This window comes from Fortiea contorta PCC 7126 (assembly GCF_000332295.1).
Taxonomy (GTDB): domain Bacteria; phylum Cyanobacteriota; class Cyanobacteriia; order Cyanobacteriales; family Nostocaceae; genus Fortiea; species Fortiea contorta.
The window spans coordinates 351,311-373,150 of sequence record NZ_KB235931.1 but is presented as its reverse complement, the minus strand read 5'-3'; the positions used below and the strand labels follow the sequence as shown (position 1 = coordinate 373,150).

Sequence of the window (21,840 nt, the reverse complement as noted above, 5' to 3'; positions counted from 1 at the left end):
AGCCTTATTATATTTTTTAATACAAAAACTGAATTTCCTTATACATTAGTCTGATAAAAAATTAGTTGTCGGATAGATACTACTCATCAAAGTTGGGGACTGTGTTCCTATGCAAATTCAACTACGTTGGGAAGATTCCGTGACTGGCGAGCATTGGGATGTGACTTTTACTCTACCAGTAGCGCTTGGTAGTAAGCCAGAAGCAATGCCGAATCGTTTAAACAACCAACCAGTAGACCAACTCCTACTTCAAAGTAAAGTTGTGTCAAGATATCATGCCTTAATAGCATTGGAGAATGACCAGTTAGTTATTACTGATAAAAGTACCAATGGCAGCTACTTAAATGGTAAATGGTTTAATAAATCACATCATTCTTTTCAAAGTGGCGATTGTCTCAAAATCGGGCCATACGTAATTACCCTGACTTTAGTGGCTGAAGTAGAATCGGAGGGGACAGAAGTTATGCCCCATGAATCAAGTGTTTTTGTACCTTCTCAAGTAGCACAAGCGCGGGGTGGAAGTGCAGGACAAAACAACCAGCCAGATTCAGGAATGTTTTTTGAGCCAGAAACAGACTTGTTAGAGTATCGCTTGCACAAAAAACCACAATCTTTACCTCTACCAAATATTTTTGGTTCTAGCCATGTAGCGATCGCAGAAATTAAACGTATTATTTTACACAGTAATTACGAAGAAAAAGATTACGTTGCCATCGGTGGTGGCATGGGGAGCTTCGCTTGGGTAGATACTATCAGAATTTCTGGTGTTAAGTCCGAACAAATTCGGGTAATTGGGCGTGGTGATAGCAAACCATATCATCGTTATCGTTTATTGTGCCGCAATTCCCAAATTCCAGAGGACTATGAACGGATTCGTTCTAATTCTGACTCTTGTCCTGATAATATTTGGGGTTGGCCTGGATATGCGCTTCGGGAAGCCTGGAGGGATATTGTTTCTGGTAATCTTAGCCATGCATTCAAGTGCTTGTGGCAAGTTTTCGCTGAACCTTTACTAAGTACGGATACTTACACGCCAATTGCAGGTGATGTTTATACTTCACTGGACAGAGAAGCCAAGCGCATCAATTGGAAGTCTATGTGGCGTGCCGGGGATGTCAAACTTATCCGGAAAACAGATGATGGTCGATATGTGATTATTTATTCTCTAGCTGGTAGTACAGAAGATGAATACCAAATTTTAGTTGCTAAGTATATTAACTTAGCAATCGGTTATGCCTCTGTTAAATTTTTACCAGATTTATTAGAATATCGAGAAACTACAGGCGATCGCAAATCAGTAGTCAACGCCTACGAAAATCACGAGCATGTTTATCAGTATTTAAAAAAACACGGAGGAATAGTAATTATTCGGGGTAGAGGAATTGTGGCTTCTCGGATTATTCAGCGGTTGAATGAAGTTCGTCAACAGACTAAAAATAATCAAGTCACGATTATTCATATTATGCAATCGCCAAACCCAGAAGGTGCAAAATTTGGTCAAGCTAGGCGTTATGTCGAAAATAATTGGGAATTTCAGCCTTTCAACTGGCCTAAAGCTGCATGGGGCGGGGATCTGCGTAAAATCCTCGCAACTGCCAAACCACCAGAACGTTATAAAATGTTACAAGACTGGGGAGGTACGACTACTGCTGATAGAAGCGACTGGCGACGGCTAATTCGTAATGGGCTGCATAGCAAAGAACAATGGTATCAAATTTATTTTGGCCGAGTCGAAAAAGTTGAGCGCAATGCAGAAGGAAAGCTCAATATATTAATTGCTGGTAGTAATATTAAAAACCAAATTCGTCTTGATATTCCAGCTGCGGATTTTATTATTGATGCTACAGGACTAGACGCGAATCCGATTGCCAGTCCTCTAATCAATGATTTAATTCAGCGTTATCATATCCCGCTAAACTCTTCAGGACGTATAGAAGTTACAAACGAATTTGAAATTAAGGATATGCGTAGCAAAAAAGTGGGACGTATATTTGCTGCAGGAAGTATGACTTTAGGTGGGTCATATGCACCAGTAGATAGTTTTTTAGGTTTACAATATGCAGCACAACGTTCCGCCGAGGCTTTAGCCAGAATAGGCGCACCGGGAATCAAATATCTTGAAGGAATCGGTTCATTTTGGCAGTGGATTAAATGGGCAACTAATCAACAACCATGACACCGACATTATACGGACGCTGGCAAACCAGGATTTTTCTTTTATTAACAATTGGTGTAATATTTACCTGAAGGGGAGACGAAATAAGCTACAATATAGATTCAATAAGCTTCATGGCTCTTAAACCTTGTTGATAATGCTTCCACTTATTACGATTAATTCTCATTAATTGTGTGACTAAATCAATACAGCTATCCTTGAAATGTACCCATGTTTGACCATATAAGCCGATATAAAAACTACTGTGTCTCCGTTGAGAACGACTCCTTTCTTTAATCCGAGCTATATATTTTTGGATTCCTTTGCGTTTAATAAGTTGACCATTAATTGTTGCAGAGGTGTAAGCGATCGCTATCAACAAAACTAGAGAAATAAAACGTTCACCTTGAACATTAGTGTTTTCTAAGTTATAGCCACCTGTTTTGAAATCTCTAAACATTTCTTCAATATCAAATCGCTTTTTGTAAGCAGCAATTGCTGACTCTAGGGTGTCAAAATTTGTTAAAATAAACCATGCTTCTTTGGGTGCTACTCCGTTAATTTTACGTTGCCACTTACCAGCCACATTAAAACTGATAAAACCCTGAGTCTTTGTTACCTTAATACCAATTTAATATGAAGCTGCATAGAAAAGAGCTTCTAAAATAAAGTTATAAGAGGAGATAGACATTACCTGCTCAAATGTTAGTTGGGCAAACAATTGTTGTATGCGAGTACGTAAGTCTTGCAAAGAAGAAAAAAGTTCATTATGAAGTGATTTTTTGAGATACTGCCAAAGCCTTTCAATAGGATTCAATTCTGGAGAGTGAGGTGGTTGAAGTAGGGGGATAATATTTTCAGGCCAATTAATTGCACCACCGACATGAGCAGGAGCTTGGTCTATTTGTAAAATTGCATAATCTTCACCTAATTGCCCAGATAACCAGTTTAAAAACTGTTGAAAATAGTCACCATTGAGCTTGGGGTATTCTTGCTGGAAATGTTGTCCTGTGAATGGTTCAATTGCACCATAAATCCAAAAGTTTTCCCTTTGCCATTTCACGGGTACAGTTGGTTTGACTCCAGAAGCCGTAATCACTTTTCCCGTTAAAGTTTTTAACCCCACCCTAGTTTCGTCTTGACACAGATAATGAACGCATTTTCCTGGCGCTAGATGTTTTTCTAGGGTCTTGAGGATGATACCGAGTTTTTTTTAAACTCAGATACTAACTTTTCATCCTGCTTATAGCTTTGAGGACGTGGGACTTTTAGTTTTGCCCCTAATCGATATCGAACCGATGCATAAACCGTTGCGTACTCAATATCCAGCCCTTGCTCTTGCTTTAACCACTCCACTATTGCACCATAGCTACTAAAGCCTTTTCCTGTTTTTAACTCCTCCTCAAGTGCTGCGATCGCTCGTTCAGGAATTTTGGGTTTTGCTCCTGGAGCTTTTTTTATTTTCAATAATTCATCTAGCCCACCCGATCTATACTTTTGTATCCACCTTGTTACCGTTGAAGTATCTTTCGCCAAGCGTTTTCCAATGTCTTGCTGCTTCTTGACCTGCCCGCTTTTTATCCACCACAGCATAATAAGTTTTTCTTTCTGGTTCCCTAAATTAGCTGTTTGCAGGCGTTTTTTAAGTTCTTCTTCGCTCTCTGCTATTTCAATCTCAAAAGGGCGGCTCATGGTTCTTTTAATTTATCGAGTTTGTTTTCTCTATTATATGCAACTTCATATTAAATTGGTATAACTCCCTTGATAAAAAAAGATACTCCAGGAGTTAATCCTAAACTGCTTAACTCCATAAACATATCTTGTTTAATTTCTACAAATTCATTCTTTTTCAATCGCAAACAAAAATATACATCCTTGCTCTGAAGGTACTTTTGCTAGTTTTACCGAGCAAAATTCTCTATCCCCCAACACACAGATTTTATAATCTTTCTAATATTGCTATAACTGGCGATATATTTTCTGCTGTTCCGTGAGATTACTACTACCTAATTTGGGCAGCAAACTAAAATATATTGGTATGGCTCTTTTATCCCAAATCACGCTGACCATTAATAAGTTTATCCGACTCCAATTAGTCCTATCAATTGCTATATAAATAATTTTTCATTCTGGAAGTAGTTTGCTATTAGTTCTTGAATAATTGGCAACCAAACTTTTTCAATTGTGAGATTTGGTAATGATAAAAATCTTTGTATTCTTTTTCTTCTGCTTTCAAATTTAATTCCCAAAGGTAGCGCATTCGCTAATTTTTCTAAAGTTACTTCTTTGATTGACTGCAACAGATGTATCAAAATTTTTAGCAACAGATATTCTGCTAAACTCAATTGACTTTTTAAGTGCTTTTGGTACAATATAGCTAACATTATCATTAAGTAGGTCTTATTGACAAAACTAGACCTACCTTTTTCTATCACAAAACGCTACCCATCTTATACACCAAGCTTTTTAGGCTGTTTCGTCTCCCCTCCAGGGTTTCTTGAGCAGTAATTTGTTTAACGGAACCAAAATCAATAAGGACAAATTTGCCATCATGACGGCGACGGATTAAATTTGAAGGTTTAATATCGCGGTGAATTACATGATGTTGGTGCACAAATTTTAAAATATTTAATACATCATCAAGAAATGAAATTATCTGCGTTTCATTGAGAGTTTGGACTGTTTCCAGTTCTTTTTTAAAATCTTCGCCTGCAATAAATTCTTGAGCTAAATAAAAATCTCCATTTTCCTCAAAGTCTGCTAATAAATGAGGTATTTGTTTGTGGTTGCCTAATTCATATAAAAACTGCGCCTCGCGTTTAAATAACTTTCTGGCTGCTGTTAATGTATCAGGATCGGTATGTTTAGGTTTAAGTCGTTTGATAACGCAGCAAGAGTTCATTTTTAATTTATCTATTGCGAGATAAGTTTCTCCAAATCCTCCTCTACCTATAAAATCTTGGATTTCATAGCGTCCCTGTAAGATGATTCCTTTGGTAATTGTTGCATTCATAATTGATATGCTCCTTTTTTACTTATTTTTACTTAATTGCCCAGATTTTTACTGATTTCTTCCCGCTTAGTTTTTGCTTCAGTGTCATCTGGTTTAATTGCTAAAGCTTTGTCGTAAGCAGCGAGTGCATCTTGAAATTTTTGCTGTGCGTATAATGTCTTACCTTGGTTGGAATAACCTTCAGCAAAATTAGGTTTTATTTTCACAGCTTCTTGGTATGCTGCTAATGCTTCGTCATACTTTTTAAGTTGGAATAATGCATTACCTTTTTGATTCCATGTGGCGAATTTATCAGACTGTTCTTGAAGTTTTGGATCTGAAGGTTTAATTTTCAAAGCTTCGTCATAAGCAGCGATCGCTTCTTGATATTTGCCCAATTTAGAAAATGCATTACCTTTACCAACCCAAGCATAGTGATAGTCTGGTTTTAATTTCAAAACTTGGTCATAGGCTGCAACCGCATCTAAGTTTCTTCCTAAACCTACTAAAGCATTGGCTCTTTGATTCCAACCGCTAATTGTTTGCTCAATATTTATAGCTTTATCAGCAGCAACAAGTGCTTCGTCATATTTTTTCATCCTATTCAAAAGTTCGCTGATATTAGACCAACCAGTCTCTCCTTGAGGATAAAATTCAAGCACTTTCTTATAAGCGATTAGTGCCTCATCATATTTACCTGATTCATACAGTGCATTGGCTTTCGCTGTCCAAGAATTTGCTTGGACTAAAGGAATATTTGGGCTAATCTTGATTGCTTCATCAGCAGCCTTGATAGCTTCGTCTAGTCTTCTTAACTTAACTAAAGCGGATGATTTTCCCCGCCAAGCATCAGCATTTTTTGCATCAAGAGTTATGACTTTTTCATATGCAGCTAATGACCCTTCATGACGTCCCTTGACACTAAGTAAGTCGCCTTGTGCTAGCCATGCGTTAACATAGCTATCATTAATTGCGATCGCTTTACCAACTGCTTCTATTCCTTCGTCATGCTTGCCACTTAAAAAAAGGCTATATCCTTTACTTATCCAGGCATCTTGATATTGATTGTCAATTTCTAGTGCTTTATCGAATGATTGTGTTGCTTCTTTATATTTTTTTAAAGCATGTAAAGACTGACCGCGTAGATACCAAGTGAAGTCATTTTTTTCATCAATATTCAATGCTCTATCGTAGACTACTATTGCTTCTTCATACTTTTCTAGACTGGCTAGAGCAATACCACGACCGTTAATAGCAGGAATATATTTAGGCTGAATTGTTGCTGCTTGATCGTAGGCTGAAAGCGCTTCGTTATACTTGCTAAAAGATAATAAAGCGTCCCCTTTTCCTACCCAAGCACGATAGTTATTTTGTTGAATTTTAATTGCTTTTTCAAATTCTGTAAGAGCTTCATTAAATTTATTTTCATTCAAAAATTGTCTACCTTGAGTCGTACTTTTGCCACTGCTTGCATCTATTGAATTCGGCTGAAGTTGTAAGGCTTTATCGAAGTCAGCAAGTGCGGCTGCGGCTTCAAAAGAATCTAATCGCTGATTTCCTCGTTCAACAAAACCTGTAGCAGTTGTCGGTTCTGCTGAGGTAGGAGTTGTTGTTATAACTGGTGGTGTTGGTCGAGAAATAGCTACTTGGCTATTGTTTCGGGAACTGATGAAGTAAGTAATTACTCCAGCAGTAGCGAGTATTATCGCTATAGAAACAGGTATGAGTAAATTTTTCTTGTTTCTAATGGGTTTGATGAAGCTGGCGCTAGAACTTGAGTCATCATTTCCAGAAATATGAGAACTGAATTCGGATGTGGGCTGATTTCTTAAATCGTTGAGAACTTCGTCAACTGTTTGATAACGGTCTCTGTAATGTGACTTCACCATTTTGTCTATAATTGCTGCTAGTCCGTCACTAATAGTTTGCTGATAAACTCCTGTTTGTGGGTTTATAAATTGACTGCGCCAATCAATTTCTCCTGTTTGTGAATTTTCTGTAAGCTGAGACGGATTTACTCCTGTTAAAGCCTGAATTGCTGTGATTCCTAAGGCGTAAATATCGCTGCTGAAACGTGGTTTTCCTCCTTGCTGTTCGTAAGGCATATAACCTCTAGTTCCCACAGGCATAGTGAAGCTTGTTACCCCTTCTGGGGTAACAATTTGGGTGTACATTTGTTTAACTGCACCGAAGCCTATTAAAACAATTTTTTTGTCGTGCCGACGACGAATGATGTTCGATGGTTTAATATCACGATGAATAACATTTGCTAGATGAACAAATTTCAAGACTTCTAACACTTCTTGGAGCAAGATACTAACTTTTTCTGCACTCAGTTTTTGTTTTTGCTCCAAATCGCTTTCTAAATTATCTCCATCTACAAATTCTTCTATTAGATAGAATTCTTGGTTTTTTTCAAAGTAAGCTAGCAGTCCAGGTATTTGGTCATGGCTCCCTAGTTTATTTAAAACTTCAGCTTCAGTTGCAAACAGATTGCGCGCAGCTTCTAAAGTCTCTGGTTCTAAAGAGCGTGGTTTGAGTTGTTTAACTATGCATAAAGGCTTTTCAGGTAAGAATTTATCTTGGGCTAAATATGCTTCTGTAAATCCTTTACTGCCAAGAAGTTTAAGAATTTGATACCGCCCTGCTAAGATTTCATTTTGTACGTGCATGGTTTTATTGCCTCTATTTATGAGTGTGTAATTTCGTTAATTAAAAATGTTAGAATTCTGCTTACTTGTCAGATATTTAAATCTGAATATTGTTTGTATGTATTTAAATTTATACCAATTTTGATTTTTTGAGATTACAGTTTTCGGCATTCTTTTCTGCACTTTTGTGTGTAGCCTGCAGCAACGTCTTATCCTTTCTTGAGTAACGTTACAGAAAGGATAAATTAATTTATACCAATTCAAAATTCAAGATTTAGAAAACCAAATTTTTCAAATATCCTCTAAGTAATAAATCTGGGAAAATTTGTATTACAGTTGCTTAGGGCGCGTTTTTAAGCTTGTTGATACCCCAAAGGGTGCGACTATAAGAACTTTCGTCCGCTGCTGGCGACTAGATGAAAATTTGCACGCCTGGGTGAAGTGTGGAGGGCGTAGTGAGTGAGACTCTAGTAAATTTTTGCTGGCGTTTTGGTCAAAACGTCATCGGAGGTGATGAAATTATACATTGCTGAGGTAAACTTGCAAGCAACTAATGCAAAATATTACTCAGCTGCTCTTGCGTCTGGGCATCACTCACAATGGAACACTGGCAATTTCTGATACAAAAGCAGGGCGATCGCTCTTGGCATCCCTTAGAATCGCTGAATGGAGAAATTTTACAGGGTAGGTATAGGGTTTTGGCACGTTCTAATCGTCCTAATGTGGATGTATATGTGCGGGTAACTCATTCTTCAACTGAGGAACTACCTCCCAAACGGCGAATTCAGAAGCGATCGCGTCGCACTAATTCAGAAGGCCTGATGGCTGTGTTGCCTTTTACTGATTTCTTGCCGGGAATTTGGGAGCTACAATGCTCTGGTGATGTGATGTCGGATATTCTCGGTAAATCTTGGCAATACAGCGTTTCTTTCAGTGTTGTGTCTTCGCTAGCACCAGTAGCAGTTTTGGATGATGGCGAGAGTCAAGAGTCAGATTTTCTGCATCTAATAGTTGCAAATACTGTTGTAGAATCACCAGTTCCTCTGGATGATACTCATCCTCAAACCACAGAAGATGCGGTGATTGATCAGCCTGTCAGTCCAGTTTGGCTGAGGGGTGATACAGCAGAGCAGATTTTACAAAACTTAATAGATTTAGCTCTACCCAGTTCGGAAACTTCATCTGAGAATGAAACCGTAGAGGATAACTCAGCAGCGCTATTACCAGCACCGCTATCGCTAACTTTGGAGCGGGAAATTTATGTTGCTCGCTGGGGACAACCGCTAACTATTAGTGGTGAGGTCGAGGTAAAAGCAGATGAGCCTTGTGTGCAAAATCTTTATGCACTAGAACTGGAAATTGAACTGCGATCGCCCTTAAAATCTACAGTCCTGAGCCAAATTAGGCAACCGCTAACGAATCAAGTGCCGCCTTTCTCAATTGAATACGCGATCGCTATTCCCGCCGAGTGTGAATCCAAGCTGATATTAGCAGATATCACCTTACATGGGGCATTTACTGATGTTGGTGAAATTGGGGTTTTAGCCAGCCACGCATTCACGATTACAGCAGATGTGACAGAATTACTGGCGATCGCTACTACAGCCCAATCTCATACACCCGATTTTGTAGAGCCAGAAACCATCCCACCTGCTGCTCAAGAGCCAAGCGTCAGCCTCGATTTGTCACTATTTAATTTGGTCAAAAGTAACAAAAAAGAGCCGTATTCAGTCTTCCAGCCATCGGTAAATAAACCTTTACCACCTCTCGTCAACTTGCGCCCAAAGAAATCAACAGCTTCCCAGGCGCCCCAGTTACCAAATTTGCCACCGACACCGATTATGTTATCAGCAGAGAATGAGACGGGAGTGGCTCTCATTGCACCAGCTGCAAACCCTGAAGAAATTGCCGATAAAAATCAGGCGATCGCACCTATAAATTTAGATCAACTGGTAATTAAAAATCGTCTACCCGTCGCTAATAGTAATATTCCTTACTTAAAACGACTAACAGCGGGGTCCAGCGCAGAAATAGAATCAAGCGAGAATCCACCATCTGATACACAGCCTGAAGATGAGCTGGTGAGTGAAGTAGCGATAGCAGCCAACCCAGAATTAATTCAGCAGCCTGTTAACCAAGAAGCTACTCCCCTGAGTTCACAATTGATCATTGAGGGTAATCCTCATTCATCGCCGGTGATTAGGAAGTGGTTACAGAGCCAAGGGTACATCTTACCTGAGGAGACTCATGATACCCAACTTCCAACCCGCCAAACTATATCTAAAAATCAAGTTCCCCTTCCTGCTCCACCTCAACCGCCAATTGAGTATCTCAATTTATTTTTAGAAGAAAATACGGAGTTAGAAGAACAAATCAATACAATCATAGAAAACCCAGAGGCGGTAGAAACAGAAAACACATTCACACCGCCCACAGACTTAAACATAGAGCCAGAAGCCCGCGCCAGCCAATCATTCCGTCCTCTAGCGCCACCCTTACCCCCTCTCCCGCGCCGCCAAAAACCCCCAGCTTGGCTAGCCCAAGAAATAGTCGTAGATGATACAGACGAGCTTGAAGCTGAGGAGGCAGAAAACAGTACATTTGCAGAACCAGAATTCGAGATATCTCCCACTGACGCGATCAAAGTAGACATTAATCAACCTTTACCAGTTCCCCAACTCTACATACCAGCAGGGGAACTGATTGCGGGAACTGCTGTTAAAATTCGCGCTGAACTACCTGATTTACCCCCGCAAGTTGTCGTCAAGCTATGGGTTGAAGATTACCAGACTCGCTACTTATTGGATGGCCCCCATATACTAAAAAATTTGCAACCTCTTTCTGAGGGCGGGTTAGAAGTGGTGACACAACTAAAAATTCCCTTTGGCTGTTTAGAAATTCGCCTAGAAGCGATCGCCCTGGATTTAGTCACTCAGCAAGAAAGCCACAAAATCACCATCATCCGAACTGTGATCCCACCTAACTTACCAACGCTACAGCTAGATGAATTATTGGGGATTGGGTGGTGATTGGGCTTGGGAGGATGGGGGGATGGGGAGATGGGGAGTGTGGGAAGTGTGGGGAGTGTGGGGAGTGTGGGGAGTGTGGGGAGTGTGGGGAGTGTGGGGAGTGTGGGGAGAAAAAGAATTTATGCTTACGCTTTTGATCTTCTCCTTCCTCCCACACCTCCCACACTTCCCCCTCCTCCCACACCTCCCACACTTACCTCTCCTCCCACACCTCCCACACCTCCCCCTCCTTTCCCAGATGGACAGTGTTAAAAATCTTGAGAATTTCAAAAATGGGACAGGATTTGCAGTAAGCTCAACTTGAATTGTCGTGTAACTTAACAGGAATATTGATTATGGCAACTGAATTTTTGCCTCATATCTTGGCTAGCACTTCCTACTTACCTGCTCTATTTGTTCCCATCATTGGTTGGGGTGTACCTGCAGCGACGATCGCGTTTTTGTTTTTATACATAGAACGGGAAGACGCTGTTTAATTTTTTGATGGGTGGTGGGTTAGACGCGCAAAATTGTGCGTCCCCAAAAACCTCAAAAAATACCGATTACCGATTTTTTACCCAATTAAATTACCGCCTATCTCACAGAGACAGGCGGTTTTTTGATGGTGATTTCTAAACAAATGTTAGAAAATCTACACTATTCAAGCTATTCGATTCCAGGTGTGACTATATTGAAGAACCGATGCCAGCGTAGGCTCCATAAAAGAAAATGCCGACAACAGTAATTACGCCTAACCCTGCGATCGTAGCGACGACCCACAGAGGAATTCTTCCACTTCCAGCAGACACAGGCTTACCTCCTCCCTTAAGAGCAAATCAACACAAGTTAAATAAACAAAGTTTCGCAAAAATCGTTCCAGTTAGTTAAAGAAGTAACTGGAAAACAGAATCCCTAAAACGAAAATCAGTAGCAATCCCAAGTACAGAGAAGTCCGGTTTAATTCAACTGGCTGATCATTGGGATTGGGCGTTCTTTCTGCCATAAATTACTCCTAGCGTTGAATAAATTGCATTGCGGCGATCGCGCCCAAAAAGAAGACAGTTGGCACACCCAAGGTGTGAACTGCGAGCCATCTCACTGTAAAAATTGGATAGCTAACTGGTTGATTATTGATGTTATTGCCGCTAGTCATGATTTCAAACTACTTTCCAATAAATTGTTCAACTTGCTGTTTAGCTTCAAAACGGTTCTTCACAATGGGCACTTCTTGGCGTACTTCTGTGAAGTATTCATTGGGACGGGGTGTGCCAAAAGCATCATAAGCCAACCCCGTTTGCACAAACAACCAGCCAGCAATGAATAATGCTGGAATGGTGATGCTGTGGATTACCCAGTAACGAACGCTGGTAATAATATCCGAGTACGGACGTTCTCCAGTGGTACCTGCCATTTAAATCCCTACCTTACGCAAAGACTGTTATTGAGTTTATTATCCTACAAAGTTTAGAAACAGTTACAACTTGCAACGTTCTTCTCAGAAACAAGCGAGAATACTTAAAGTTTTGTGACTATTAAGCAGCTTCTGGTGCTGAAGCTGGTTCTGCGCCTGGTTGATATTTGAGTAAAGTACCGCGATCGCCAATAATAAAACCCTGTTCAGGTTTCAAAAACACAATCTTGTAAAAATTAGCGGCTACTTCTTCTACATCACGGTCTTTTTCCCAAGTTTTGCCACCATCGCTACTGTGTAGCAAATTACCGCTACCACCACCAATCCAGACATCCTCTGGTGTGCGATAAGCCAAATCCAGTAGACCCCAACTGGTGGAGAACTCAGGATTTTTTGCTTCTAGCCACTCATCAGGTTTTGTCGGATCACTAAATTGCACTTGACCACCCCGTGCTAGTAACCACAACTGACCATTTTCGCCAAAGCCCATGTTTTCTAAACGTCGGGAACTGGTGCGGTTATGGGGAACCCACGCACTTTGTCCTGGTTCCCAAGTCGAGTAGAAACTACCCTTAGCGGAGACAGCAACGTATTTACCGTTGGGAGAACGTCTCAAGTTACGCACAACCCCCACGGCTGAGTCTACCTGTGCTTGCCAATTTTTCCCACCGTCAGAGGTCTGATAAATTGCTCCCACATCAGTAGCCATTTGTGCAGAGCCATCTGCCAAGGCTGTAATGCTAATGGGGCTTCCAGGTAGCTTAGAACTGAGGGGAATCCTTGACCAAGAACCACCTTCGTCAGTGGTGTGCAGTAACAAACCAGGCTCACCCACGATCCATCCTTCCTGACCAGCAAAACTGATGGAGTCAAAGCGATACCTAGAATCGTCTAGCTCTAGGGCGATCGGTTTCCAAGTATCGCCACCGTCATTTGTTTCTAAAAGGGTGGCGTTGCTACCTACCAAGTAACCGTGTTGTGGATTACCAGTAAAAGCAATATCTAGTAGCTTGGCGTCTGTGGGCACAGAAATAACTGCCCAAGGGTTATAGCTACTAGAAGGGACTTTGCTACAACCGATACACATCAAGACAACTACTAACAAGGCAAATATTCGTTGCCAACCTTTCCAAATTGAATGCATCAGTATTTCTTAGTTGTTTGTAAATTTGTGTAGGGTTTTCTAAAAGATTAACCTTGAGGGCAATGTCACCCTACAGAGTAGGTAAAAAAGATAACGGGTATTATTGTAAGCCGTAGAGACTGAGAAAAAACAAGAAAGCAAGTCCCAAAGCTCCAAAAATCAAGAGATTCTTTTGGGCTGGTGTCAGTTGATTGACACCCAAGCCGTAACCCAGATTATCCCGGAAGCCGGATGCTTGACCAGCAGGGCCAATATTGGCAAAAGCTTGTTTTTTAGCAGTACACACCGGACAGCGCCAATTTAAAGGCAGTTCTGCAAATGGTGTCCCTGGGAGAATGTCATACTTGTCATCCCCCTTTTCGGGTTCATATACGTAACCGCAGGCGCGACACTCGTAGCGGTCTAACTCTTGAGTTTCAACAGCTTGTTCGCTTTGTTCGCTCATGGCTTAGGCCTCGCAGAGGGACAAATCTTAAATCTACGTTAAAAATTATGACATAACTGTTAGACTTTTCTATCGTCAGCCCTGACGAATCAAATAACAACAGTTTGTCTGTTTGGCGAATTTCAGAAAAGCCTAAAAGATATAATGTGAAAGAAAGTAACGTAATTTGGGGTATGGGGTATTGGGCATGGGTTGGTCACTGTAGTCTTATACTGTGTCCAAGTAAAGCAAGTGACGTCATGGGAAGAGGGGGAAGCATAAATTCTTTTTCTCCCCACACTTCCCACACTTCCCACACTTCCTCATCCCTACGCTCCAGCCCCCAGCCCCTAACCCCCAGTCAAAATACTCCATAAGCGGTAGATATTCATTGTGTTTGTCCTCAGCGGTTACGAGTACCTCCTAGGCTTCTTGATTATCTGTAGCCTAGTACCAGCCCTGGCGCTTTCAGCGTCTAAGCTCCTACGACCGAGTGGTTATAGCCCGGAACGGCGCACCACCTATGAATCTGGGATGGAACCCATCGGGGGCGCCTGGATTCAATTCAACATCCGCTACTACATGTTTGCGCTGGTATTTGTGGTCTTCGATGTGGAGACTGTATTTCTGTATCCTTGGGCGGTAGCTTTTCATCGTCTGGGGTTATTGGCATTCATTGAAGCGCTGATTTTTATTGCAATTCTTGTAGTTGCCTTAGTTTACGCATGGCGTAAAGGAGCTTTGGAATGGTCTTGAATTCTAATTTAACAACTCAGGACAAAGAGCAAATCATCAATCCCATTGAGCGTCCCACGGTCACTCAAGAGTTGTCAGAAAATGTGATTTTGACTACAGTTGATGACCTCTATAACTGGGCGCGGCTTTCTAGTTTATGGCCTTTGCTGTTTGGCACGGCTTGCTGCTTTATTGAATTTGCCGCTCTAATTGGTTCCCGATTCGATTTTGACCGTTTTGGGCTGATTCCTCGTTCTAGCCCCCGTCAAGCTGATTTAATCATTACTGCAGGCACAATTACCATGAAGATGGCACCGCAACTGGTGCGTCTTTATGAACAAATGCCTGAGCCAAAGTATGTGATTGCCATGGGCGCTTGCACAATCACCGGCGGGATGTTCAGCGTGGATTCCCCAACAGCGGTGCGGGGAGTTGATAAACTGATTCCTGTGGATGTGTATTTACCCGGTTGTCCTCCTCGTCCAGAAGCGATTATTGACGCGATTATCAAGCTACGGAAAAAAATCGCTAATGATTCGATGCAAGAGCGGGGACAAATCAAGCAAAGTCACCGCTATTACAGCACGACTCATAACCTGAAGCCAGTTGAGGAAATTTTAACTGGAAAATATTTGCAGTCAGAAACTCGCTATAGTCCACCGAAGGAATTGACTGAAGCGATTGGTTTACCAGTACCTCCAGCGTTACTAACATCCCAGAAACAGAAGGAGACGACAAACCGTGGCTGATGCAGAATCTAAACCAGTACCAGCGGTAGAAGAGTCTCTGGTAAAGGCTGGTCAAGTTTCCCAGTGGTTAACAGAAAATGGCTTTGACCATGAGAGTTTAGCACCCGATGCGAATGGGTCTGAGATAATTAAGGTGGAGGCAAATTTCTTGCTCCCGATCGCTACAGCCCTGTATGTTTACGGGTTTAATTATCTCCAGTTTCAAGGCGGAATTGATTTGGGGCCTGGACAAGATTTGGTGAGCGTGTATCACTTGATTAAGGTCGATAGTGACAGCGATCGCCCCCAGGAAGTCCGGGTGAAGGTGTTCTTACCACGAGAAAATCCCTCTGTACCTTCAGTTTACTGGATTTGGAAGACCGCAGACTGGCAAGAGCGCGAGTCTTTCGATATGTTCGGTATTATCTACGAAGGACACCCGAATTTGAAGCGGATTTTAATGCCGGAAGATTGGGTGGGTTGGCCTTTGCGTAAGGATTATATCTCTCCTGATTTCTATGAGTTACAAGATGCTTATTAAGCGACGCTGAGTTTGTGTAGTGAGTATTTTGATACCCCTTTCCGGTGATGGAGAGGGGTTAGTTTTTTTGGGAGTGTGGGGAGTGTGGGGAGTGTGGGGTGATGGGGTGGTGGAGAGATGGGGTGGTGGAGAGATGGGGTGGTGGGGGGATGGGGAGATGGGGAGATTATTTGCAGTTATTTGGTTTGCAATTGCTGTTTTTGCAACTCCAATTGCTGTTTCAACGACAGCATTTGCTATTTCAACGACAGCATTTGCTATTTCCGCAACAGCATTTGCTATTTCAACGACAGCATTTGCCATTTCAACGACAACAATTGCTGTTTTTGCAACTCCAATTGCCATTTCAACGACAGCATTTGCTATTTCAACGACAACAATTGCCATTTCCACAACAGCATTTGCCATTTCCACAACAGCATTTGCCATTTCCACAACAGCATTTGCCATTTCCACAACAGCATTTGCCATTTCCACAACAGCATTTGCTATTTCAACGACAAAAATTGCCATTTCCGCAACAGCATTTGCTATTCCCCATAACCCCCCATCTCCCCACCTCCCCATCTCCCCACCTCCCACACTCCCCACACCTCCCACACTTCCCCCTCCTCCCACACCTCCCACACCTCCCACACCTCCCACACTTCCCCCTCCTCCCACACCTCCCACCCTTCCTATTCCCTGTTCCCTTCTTTGATGATTTAGTAGGATGGCTGTAGATGCAATGTTTGGCTGGGAAGGGCGCTGATGTCGGAAGTTTTTGCTACGACGGGAACGATCGCGGCGATCGCTACTGCTGTTGTTCCGCAGCAAGGTAGTGTGGGTATTGTCAGGGTTTCTGGGGAGCGGGCGATGGCGATCGCTCAAACTCTGTTTTCTGCTCCTGGGCGTCAGGTTTGGGACTCTCACCGGGTTCTCTATGGTTATATCCGTTGTCCCCAGACGCGGCGATTGGTGGATGAAGCTTTGTTGTTGTTGATGCGGGCGCCCCGTTCTTACACTCGTGAGGATGTGGTCGAGTTTCATTGCCACGGGGGAATTATGGCTGTGCAGCAGGTGTTGCAATTGTGTTTAGAAAACGGTGCTCGTCTGGCTCAGGCGGGGGAGTTTACGCTGCGTGCTTTTTTGAATGGGCGCTTGGATTTAACTCAGGCGGAGAGTGTGGCTGATTTGGTGGGAGCGCGATCGCCTCAAGCTGCACAGTTGGCTTTGGTGGGTTTGCAGGGAAAGTTAGCTGATCCGATTCGCCGCTTACGGGGGCGTTGTTTGGATATCTTAGCGGAAATCGAAGCTAGAATCGATTTTGAGGAAGACTTACCACCGCTGGATTTTAAGGTCATAATATCAGAAATTGAGCATGTTGCAGCCGAGATCAGCAAATTATTAGCGACTAAAGATCGAGGTGAACTGCTGCGTACAGGTTTGAAAGTGGCGATTGTGGGGCGTCCGAATGTAGGTAAATCGAGCTTGTTGAATGCTTGGAGCCAGAGCGATCGCGCTATTGTGACGGATTTACCCGGCACAACCCGCGATGTGGTGGAATCTCAGTTGGTGGTGGGGGGAATTCCTGTGCAGGTGCTGGATACGGCAGGGATTCGGGAAACCACAGACCAAGTTGAAAAAATTGGTGTCGAGCGATCGCGCCGGGCTGCCAACGCTGCAGATTTAGTCTTGCTGACTATTGATGCTACGGCTGGTTGGACGGCTGGTGATCAAGAAATTTATGCACAAGTACAAGACCGTCCGTTGATGCTGGTAATTAACAAAATTGATCTTGTGCAGGCGTTGGATTTCACTTCTTTAGAATATCCCCAAACAATTAACCAAATTGTCCCGACTGCAGCGGCTAAAAATCAAGGTATCGATGCTTTAGAAACAGCAATTTTAGAGATAGTGCAAGCGGGAAAAATTCAAGCTGCTGATGTAGATTTAGCGATTAATCAAAGACAAGCTGCAGCTTTAGTTAAAGCCAATATAGCTTTGATTCAACTACAAACGACAATTGACGAACAGTTACCCCTAGATTTTTGGACAATTGACTTACGAGATGCTGTTCATGCACTCGGAGAAATTACAGGCGAAGAAGTGACAGAATCAGTTTTAGATAGAATTTTTAGTAAGTTTTGTATTGGTAAGTAATTCAAATAAATATGTTTTTTATTAATGAAAATTATCAGGTTCACGCTTTAATTGTGGGAGCAAATCAAGGTATTGGTCTAGGTTTTGTGAAAAAATTACTCGTTTATGAAAACATTACCAAAATCTACGCTACTTACCGTCAAATAGATACATCCACAGAATTAATAGCTTTGGCTGGAGAGTATCCGGAAAAGTTAATTTGTTTATCGTTAGATGTTACCGAAGAAAATCAGATTAGGGAAATTACCAAACAAATAGGAGATGAAGTTAAGCGACTACATTTAGTCATTAACTGTGTGGGATTATTGCATGACGGTAATTTCCAACCTGAAAAAAGTCTCAAACAACTCAATTCTGAAAATTTGCTGCGCTACTTCCAAGTTAATAGTATTGGCGCGGCGTTACTCGCTAAACATTTATTACCTTTATTTCGCCATCCAGAGCGCAGCATATTCGCCACTATTTCAGCAAAATTAGGTAGTATTAGTGATAATCAACTGGGTGGTTGGTATGGTTATCGCGCCTCTAAAGCTGCGCTGAATATGTTGATGCGGACAGCAGCAATTGAATATGCCAGGAGTTGTCCGCAAGCTTTAGTAGTAACTTTACACCCAGGCACAACCGACACCCGCCTGTCTCGTCCGTTTCAAACAAATGTACCCACAGAAAAATTATTCTCTGTAGAACGCACTGTGACGCAATTGCTGGATGTGCTCGCACAAATGCAACCAGGCGATAGTGGACAATTTTTTTCCTGGGATGGAAAAAAACTGCCTTGGTAAGATGAGTTTGACATTCAGCTGTCCCTGTTTCCCTGCGCCAGCCGGGGCCAAAATGATACTATTAATCAAGATGAAATATAAGATGTAAGATTAAACCAATCATTTACTAGACGAATTGGCTGGCGCCGCTGCTGTTTTTGAGTTAATACTCATTTCCTGCCCACCCACAACTAAAACGGCTGGGCTGAGTAAAATTCTGTTAACCTATGCCAAACCTTTAATTCCCATCACCCTTGATTTATTGTCATAATTTGCCATGCTAAAAACTTTGTTGGGCGACCCCAACGCTCGTAAACTTAAAAAATACCAACCTTACATTAATGACGTTAACCTCTTAGAGGAAGACATTAGTGCCCTGACGGATGAGGAATTGAAAGGCAAAACAGCAGAATTTAAAGCGCGGCTGGCCAAGGGTGAAACCCTGGATGAAATTTTGCCGGAGGCTTTTGCTGTTGTTCGAGAAGCAGGTCGGCGGGTCTTGGGTTTGCGACACTTTGATGTGCAACTGCAAGGTGGTATTATTCTGCACTCAGGGCAAATCGCGGAAATGAAGACTGGGGAAGGGAAAACCCTGGTGGCGACTTTACCGAGTTATTTAAATGCACTGTCTGGTAAGGGTGTACACGTAATTACGGTGAACGATTACCTAGCCCGTCGGGACGCCGAATGGATGGGACAGGTGCATCGTTTTCTAGGGTTGAGTGTGGGGCTGATTCAGGCGAGCATGATTCCCAGTGAGCGTCAGAAAAATTACGAGTGTGATATTACTTACGTCACCAACAGTGAGGTGGGTTTTGATTACCTCCGGGATAACATGGCAACATCAATGGCTGATGTGGTACAACGCCCGTTTAATTATTGTGTGATTGATGAGGTAGACTCGATTCTCGTTGATGAGGCGCGGACACCGCTGATTATTTCTGGACAGGTAGAAAGACCGACAGAAAAATATCTGCAAGCGGCGGAAATTGCTTTGACGCTGAAGCCGGAAGAACATTACGAGGTGGACGAAAAAGCACGGAATGTGTTGTTAACTGATGAAGGTTTCGCCGAAGCAGAAACACTTTTGGGCGTCACAGATTTATTTGACCCGGAAGATCCTTGGGCGCACTTCGTTTTCAACGCCATTAAAGCTAAAGAACTGTTCCTCAAGGACACAAACTACATCGTCCGCAACGGGGAAGTGGTCATCGTCGATGAATTTACCGGTCGTGTATTACCGGGACGGCGTTGGAGTGATGGACTACACCAAGCCATCGAAGCTAAAGAGCACGTAGATATTCAACCAGAAACCCAAACTCTAGCGACAATTACTTATCAAAATCTGTTCTTGCTTTATCCCAAACTGGGGGGAATGACGGGAACTGCGAAGACAGAAGAACCAGAATTTGAAAAAATTTACAAACTGGAAGTCACCGTCATCCCCACCAACAGAATTAGAAGACGCCAAGACTGGTCAGATATGGTCTTTAAGACCGAATCAGGTAAATGGGGAGCGATCGCTAGAGAATGCGGCGAAATGCACGAACTCGGTAGACCTGTATTAGTGGGTACTACCAGCGTGGAAAAATCGGAATATCTCAGCCGTCTCCTCAAGGAAATGGAAATTCCCCACGAATTGCTTAACGCTCGTCCAGAAAACGTGGAACGAGAAGCAGAAATTGTCGCTCAAGCTGGGCGGCGAGGTGCTGTAACTATTGCTACGAACATGGCTGGCAGAGGTACGGATATCATCTTGGGTGGTAACTCAGAGTATATGGCTCGCCTGAAGCTGCGGGAATACTTTATGCCCCGGATAGTCCAGCCAGAAGACGAAGATAGCTTTGGTATCCAAAGAGCCGCAGGAATGCCCACAGGACACGGTGGTGGTCAAGGCTTTGTTCCAGGGAAAAAAGTCAAGACTTGGCGAGCGTCACCGGAGATATTCCCGACCCAATTGAGTAAAGAAGCTGAACAACAGCTTAAAGAAGCAGTAGACGCTGCAGTTAAGGAATATGGCGATCGCTCTTTACCCGAATTGGAAGCAGAAGAAAAAGTAGCGATCGCCGCCGAAAAAGCCCCCATCGATGACCCAGTAATTCAAAAACTGCGCGCCGCATATAACCGTGTCAAGCAGGAGTATGAACAATTTACCGAGCAAGAGCATGATGAGGTAGTCGAACTCGGCGGTTTACACGTCATCGGCACAGAACGCCACGAATCTCGCCGTATCGACAACCAATTGCGCGGACGGGCGGGAAGACAAGGCGACCCCGGTTCAACACGATTCTTTTTGAGTTTAGAAGATAACTTACTACGGATTTTTGGTGGCGATCGCGTCGCTGGCTTAATGAACGCCTTCCAAGTAGAAGAAGATATGCCCATTGAATCGGGAATGCTCACCCGCAGTCTAGAAGGGGCGCAGAAAAAAGTCGAAACCTACTACTACGACATCCGTAAACAGGTATTTGAATACGACGAGGTGATGAACAACCAACGTCGCGCCATCTACGCCGAACGCCGTCGGGTATTGGAAGGTCAAGACCTCAAAGAACAGGTAATCACCTACGCCGAAAAAACGATGGACGACATCGTTGACTATTACATCAACCCAGACCTCCCCTCCGAAGAGTGGGATTTAGAAAAGTTGGTAGATAAAGTCAAAGAATTCGTCTATCTCCTCGCTGACATGCAACCCGATCAACTAGTGGATATCTCCGTCACCGAGATCAAAGCTTTCCTTCATGAACAAGTACGGAATGCTTACGACCTCAAAGAAGCCCAAATTGACGAAATTCAACCAGGATTAATGCGTCAAGCCGAACGCTTCTTCATCTTGCAACGGATCGATACCCTGTGGCGAGAACATCTGCAGCAAATGGACGCCCTGCGCGAATCTGTGGGACTGCGTGGTTATGGGCAAAAAGACCCGCTGATTGAGTATAAGAGCGAGGGTTACGAATTATTTTTGGATATGATGGTGAATATCCGCCGAGATGTGGTATACTCCCTGTTCATGTTCCAGCCCCAACCCCAGCCAGCAGTACAAACATCTTCAGAGATGGTTTGAGGTTAGTTCCTGGGCGTTTGTTCTGATACACAGAAAATAATTTTTTGTAGAGGCGTAAAGTTTTGCGTCTCTACAATA

Annotated in this window: 22 protein-coding genes and 1 pseudogene; 10 read left to right on the top strand and 13 right to left on the bottom strand. The window is 42.7% G+C overall.

What is annotated here, in order from left to right:
• Positions 1-109 precede the first annotated feature (109 nt).
• Positions 110-2,176, top strand: coding sequence for an FHA domain-containing protein (locus MIC7126_RS0126160; protein ID WP_017656093.1), 2,067 nt, complete (start codon positions 110-112; stop codon positions 2,174-2,176).
• 88 nt (positions 2,177-2,264) lie between these two features.
• Here the strand turns inward: MIC7126_RS0126160 and MIC7126_RS28445 are convergent.
• The 6 genes and pseudogenes from MIC7126_RS28445 to MIC7126_RS28760 form a co-directional block, all read right to left on the bottom strand.
• Positions 2,265-2,783 (bottom strand): annotated as a pseudogene (locus MIC7126_RS28445) (transposase family protein); the annotation flags it as partial.
• A gap of 3 nt (positions 2,784-2,786) precedes the next feature.
• Complete coding sequence (locus tag MIC7126_RS0126150; RefSeq protein WP_081603043.1) at positions 2,787-3,302, bottom strand: IS630 family transposase; 516 nt, start codon at positions 3,300-3,302, stop codon at positions 2,787-2,789.
• A 35-nt stretch (positions 3,303-3,337) separates the two neighbouring features.
• Complete coding sequence (locus tag MIC7126_RS0126145) at positions 3,338-3,847, bottom strand: helix-turn-helix domain-containing protein (protein WP_017656091.1); 510 nt, start codon at positions 3,845-3,847, stop codon at positions 3,338-3,340.
• 416 nt (positions 3,848-4,263) lie between these two features.
• A complete protein-coding gene (locus MIC7126_RS32135; protein ID WP_017656090.1) occupies positions 4,264-4,539 on the bottom strand; it encodes a hypothetical protein in 276 nt (91 codons plus the stop codon).
• 47 nt (positions 4,540-4,586) lie between these two features.
• Positions 4,587-5,168: a protein kinase domain-containing protein gene (locus MIC7126_RS28435; RefSeq protein WP_017656089.1), complete on the bottom strand. Its 582-nt coding sequence runs from the start codon at positions 5,166-5,168 to the stop codon at positions 4,587-4,589.
• A gap of 32 nt (positions 5,169-5,200) precedes the next feature.
• Positions 5,201-7,819 carry a serine/threonine-protein kinase gene (locus MIC7126_RS28760; RefSeq protein WP_017656088.1) on the bottom strand — a complete coding sequence of 873 codons (2,619 nt, stop codon included), beginning with the start codon at positions 7,817-7,819 and terminating at the stop codon, positions 5,201-5,203.
• 578 nt (positions 7,820-8,397) lie between these two features.
• On the opposite strand from MIC7126_RS28760, the gene MIC7126_RS0126125 reads away from it, so the two are divergent.
• The 3 genes from MIC7126_RS0126125 (at position 8,398) to psaI (ending at position 11,303) form a co-directional block, all read left to right on the top strand.
• Complete coding sequence (locus MIC7126_RS0126125; RefSeq protein WP_017656087.1) at positions 8,398-10,827, top strand: hypothetical protein; 2,430 nt, start codon at positions 8,398-8,400, stop codon at positions 10,825-10,827.
• A gap of 6 nt (positions 10,828-10,833) precedes the next feature.
• A complete protein-coding gene (locus MIC7126_RS31620; RefSeq protein WP_193787715.1) occupies positions 10,834-11,079 on the top strand; it encodes a hypothetical protein in 246 nt (81 codons plus the stop codon).
• 83 nt (positions 11,080-11,162) lie between these two features.
• Positions 11,163-11,303, top strand: a complete 141-nt coding sequence (psaI, locus tag MIC7126_RS0126115) for a photosystem I reaction center subunit VIII (RefSeq protein WP_017656085.1) — start codon at positions 11,163-11,165, stop codon at positions 11,301-11,303.
• Between the two features lie 189 nt (positions 11,304-11,492).
• Here psaI and MIC7126_RS29795 read toward each other — a convergent pair whose 3' ends face one another.
• The 6 genes from MIC7126_RS29795 to MIC7126_RS0126095 form a co-directional block, all read right to left on the bottom strand.
• A complete protein-coding gene (locus tag MIC7126_RS29795; RefSeq protein WP_010997989.1) occupies positions 11,493-11,615 on the bottom strand; it encodes a photosystem II reaction center protein J in 123 nt (40 codons plus the stop codon).
• A gap of 71 nt (positions 11,616-11,686) precedes the next feature.
• Complete coding sequence (locus MIC7126_RS29790) at positions 11,687-11,809, bottom strand: photosystem II reaction center protein PsbL (RefSeq protein WP_081603099.1); 123 nt, start codon at positions 11,807-11,809, stop codon at positions 11,687-11,689.
• A 9-nt stretch (positions 11,810-11,818) separates the two neighbouring features.
• Entirely contained in the window at positions 11,819-11,959 is a 141-nt protein-coding gene (psbF, locus tag MIC7126_RS0126110; RefSeq protein ID WP_015127971.1) for a cytochrome b559 subunit beta, read from the bottom strand.
• Positions 11,960-11,968: 9 nt separating this feature from the next.
• The gene (gene psbE, locus MIC7126_RS0126105; protein WP_017656084.1) at positions 11,969-12,217 is read right to left on the bottom strand and encodes a cytochrome b559 subunit alpha; all 249 of its coding nucleotides are present in this window, start codon (positions 12,215-12,217) and stop codon (positions 11,969-11,971) included.
• 121 nt (positions 12,218-12,338) lie between these two features.
• Positions 12,339-13,361 carry a photosynthesis system II assembly factor Ycf48 gene (locus tag MIC7126_RS0126100; RefSeq protein WP_017656083.1) on the bottom strand — a complete coding sequence of 341 codons (1,023 nt, stop codon included), beginning with the start codon at positions 13,359-13,361 and terminating at the stop codon, positions 12,339-12,341.
• A 100-nt stretch (positions 13,362-13,461) separates the two neighbouring features.
• A complete protein-coding gene (locus MIC7126_RS0126095) occupies positions 13,462-13,806 on the bottom strand; it encodes a rubredoxin (RefSeq protein ID WP_017656082.1) in 345 nt (114 codons plus the stop codon).
• A gap of 372 nt (positions 13,807-14,178) precedes the next feature.
• Here MIC7126_RS0126095 and ndhC point away from each other — a divergent pair, with 372 nt between their 5' ends.
• From ndhC to MIC7126_RS0126080, 3 genes are read left to right on the top strand one after another with little or no spacing between them, the layout of a single operon-like run.
• Positions 14,179-14,541, top strand: coding sequence for a photosynthetic/respiratory NAD(P)H-quinone oxidoreductase subunit C (ndhC, locus tag MIC7126_RS0126090; protein WP_017656081.1), 363 nt, complete (start codon positions 14,179-14,181; stop codon positions 14,539-14,541).
• Complete coding sequence (gene ndhK / locus MIC7126_RS0126085; protein ID WP_017656080.1) at positions 14,532-15,269, top strand: photosynthetic/respiratory NAD(P)H-quinone oxidoreductase subunit K; 738 nt, start codon at positions 14,532-14,534, stop codon at positions 15,267-15,269. Before ndhC ends, ndhK begins: the two co-directional genes overlap by 10 nt.
• Positions 15,262-15,789, top strand: coding sequence for an NAD(P)H-quinone oxidoreductase subunit J (locus MIC7126_RS0126080; RefSeq protein ID WP_017656079.1), 528 nt, complete (start codon positions 15,262-15,264; stop codon positions 15,787-15,789). The genes ndhK and MIC7126_RS0126080 overlap by 8 nt, the downstream gene beginning before the upstream one ends.
• Here MIC7126_RS0126080 and MIC7126_RS31615 read toward each other — a convergent pair.
• The gene (locus MIC7126_RS31615; protein WP_193787714.1) at positions 15,772-16,605 is read right to left on the bottom strand and encodes a hypothetical protein; all 834 of its coding nucleotides are present in this window, start codon (positions 16,603-16,605) and stop codon (positions 15,772-15,774) included. The two genes, MIC7126_RS0126080 and MIC7126_RS31615, sit on opposite strands and share 18 nt — an antisense overlap.
• On the opposite strand from MIC7126_RS31615, the gene mnmE reads away from it, so the two are divergent.
• The 3 genes from mnmE to secA all read left to right on the top strand — a co-directional run bounded on the left by mnmE (position 16,540) and on the right by secA (position 21,762).
• Positions 16,540-17,931 carry a tRNA uridine-5-carboxymethylaminomethyl(34) synthesis GTPase MnmE gene (gene mnmE / locus MIC7126_RS0126070; protein WP_017656077.1) on the top strand — a complete coding sequence of 464 codons (1,392 nt, stop codon included), beginning with the start codon at positions 16,540-16,542 and terminating at the stop codon, positions 17,929-17,931. The two genes, MIC7126_RS31615 and mnmE, sit on opposite strands and share 66 nt — an antisense overlap.
• Before the next feature lie 11 nt (positions 17,932-17,942).
• Positions 17,943-18,713 (top strand): SDR family NAD(P)-dependent oxidoreductase, encoded by a 771-nt coding sequence (locus MIC7126_RS0126065; protein WP_017656076.1) that lies wholly within the window; start codon positions 17,943-17,945, stop codon positions 18,711-18,713.
• Positions 18,714-18,969: 256 nt separating this feature from the next.
• Positions 18,970-21,762, top strand: a complete 2,793-nt coding sequence (gene secA, locus MIC7126_RS0126060) for a preprotein translocase subunit SecA (protein WP_017656075.1) — start codon at positions 18,970-18,972, stop codon at positions 21,760-21,762.
• Positions 21,763-21,840: the final 78 nt, after the last annotated feature.

Excerpts from the sequence above, each read along its gene's own strand:
- psbF (WP_015127971.1), bottom strand. The coding sequence starts at position 11,959 with ATGACTAGCGGCAATAACATCAATAATCAACCAGTTAGCTATCCAATT.
- mnmE (WP_017656077.1), top strand. The coding sequence starts at position 16,540 with ATGTCGGAAGTTTTTGCTACGACGGGAACGATCGCGGCGATCGCTACT.
- MIC7126_RS0126125 (WP_017656087.1), top strand. The coding sequence starts at position 8,398 with ATGGAACACTGGCAATTTCTGATACAAAAGCAGGGCGATCGCTCTTGG.
- psbE (WP_017656084.1), bottom strand. The coding sequence starts at position 12,217 with ATGGCAGGTACCACTGGAGAACGTCCGTACTCGGATATTATTACCAGC.
- MIC7126_RS28760 (WP_017656088.1), bottom strand. The coding sequence starts at position 7,819 with ATGCACGTACAAAATGAAATCTTAGCAGGGCGGTATCAAATTCTTAAA.
- MIC7126_RS32135 (WP_017656090.1), bottom strand. The coding sequence starts at position 4,539 with ATGTTAGCTATATTGTACCAAAAGCACTTAAAAAGTCAATTGAGTTTA.
- ndhK (WP_017656080.1), top strand. The coding sequence starts at position 14,532 with ATGGTCTTGAATTCTAATTTAACAACTCAGGACAAAGAGCAAATCATC.
- MIC7126_RS28435 (WP_017656089.1), bottom strand. The coding sequence starts at position 5,168 with ATGAATGCAACAATTACCAAAGGAATCATCTTACAGGGACGCTATGAA.
- MIC7126_RS29790 (WP_081603099.1), bottom strand. The coding sequence starts at position 11,809 with ATGGCAGAAAGAACGCCCAATCCCAATGATCAGCCAGTTGAATTAAAC.
- MIC7126_RS0126145 (WP_017656091.1), bottom strand. The coding sequence starts at position 3,847 with ATGAGCCGCCCTTTTGAGATTGAAATAGCAGAGAGCGAAGAAGAACTT.
- MIC7126_RS0126065 (WP_017656076.1), top strand. The coding sequence starts at position 17,943 with ATGTTTTTTATTAATGAAAATTATCAGGTTCACGCTTTAATTGTGGGA.
- secA (WP_017656075.1), top strand. The coding sequence starts at position 18,970 with ATGCTAAAAACTTTGTTGGGCGACCCCAACGCTCGTAAACTTAAAAAA.
- MIC7126_RS0126095 (WP_017656082.1), bottom strand. The coding sequence starts at position 13,806 with ATGAGCGAACAAAGCGAACAAGCTGTTGAAACTCAAGAGTTAGACCGC.
- MIC7126_RS0126100 (WP_017656083.1), bottom strand. The coding sequence starts at position 13,361 with ATGCATTCAATTTGGAAAGGTTGGCAACGAATATTTGCCTTGTTAGTA.
- MIC7126_RS0126160 (WP_017656093.1), top strand. The coding sequence starts at position 110 with ATGCAAATTCAACTACGTTGGGAAGATTCCGTGACTGGCGAGCATTGG.
- psaI (WP_017656085.1), top strand. The coding sequence starts at position 11,163 with ATGGCAACTGAATTTTTGCCTCATATCTTGGCTAGCACTTCCTACTTA.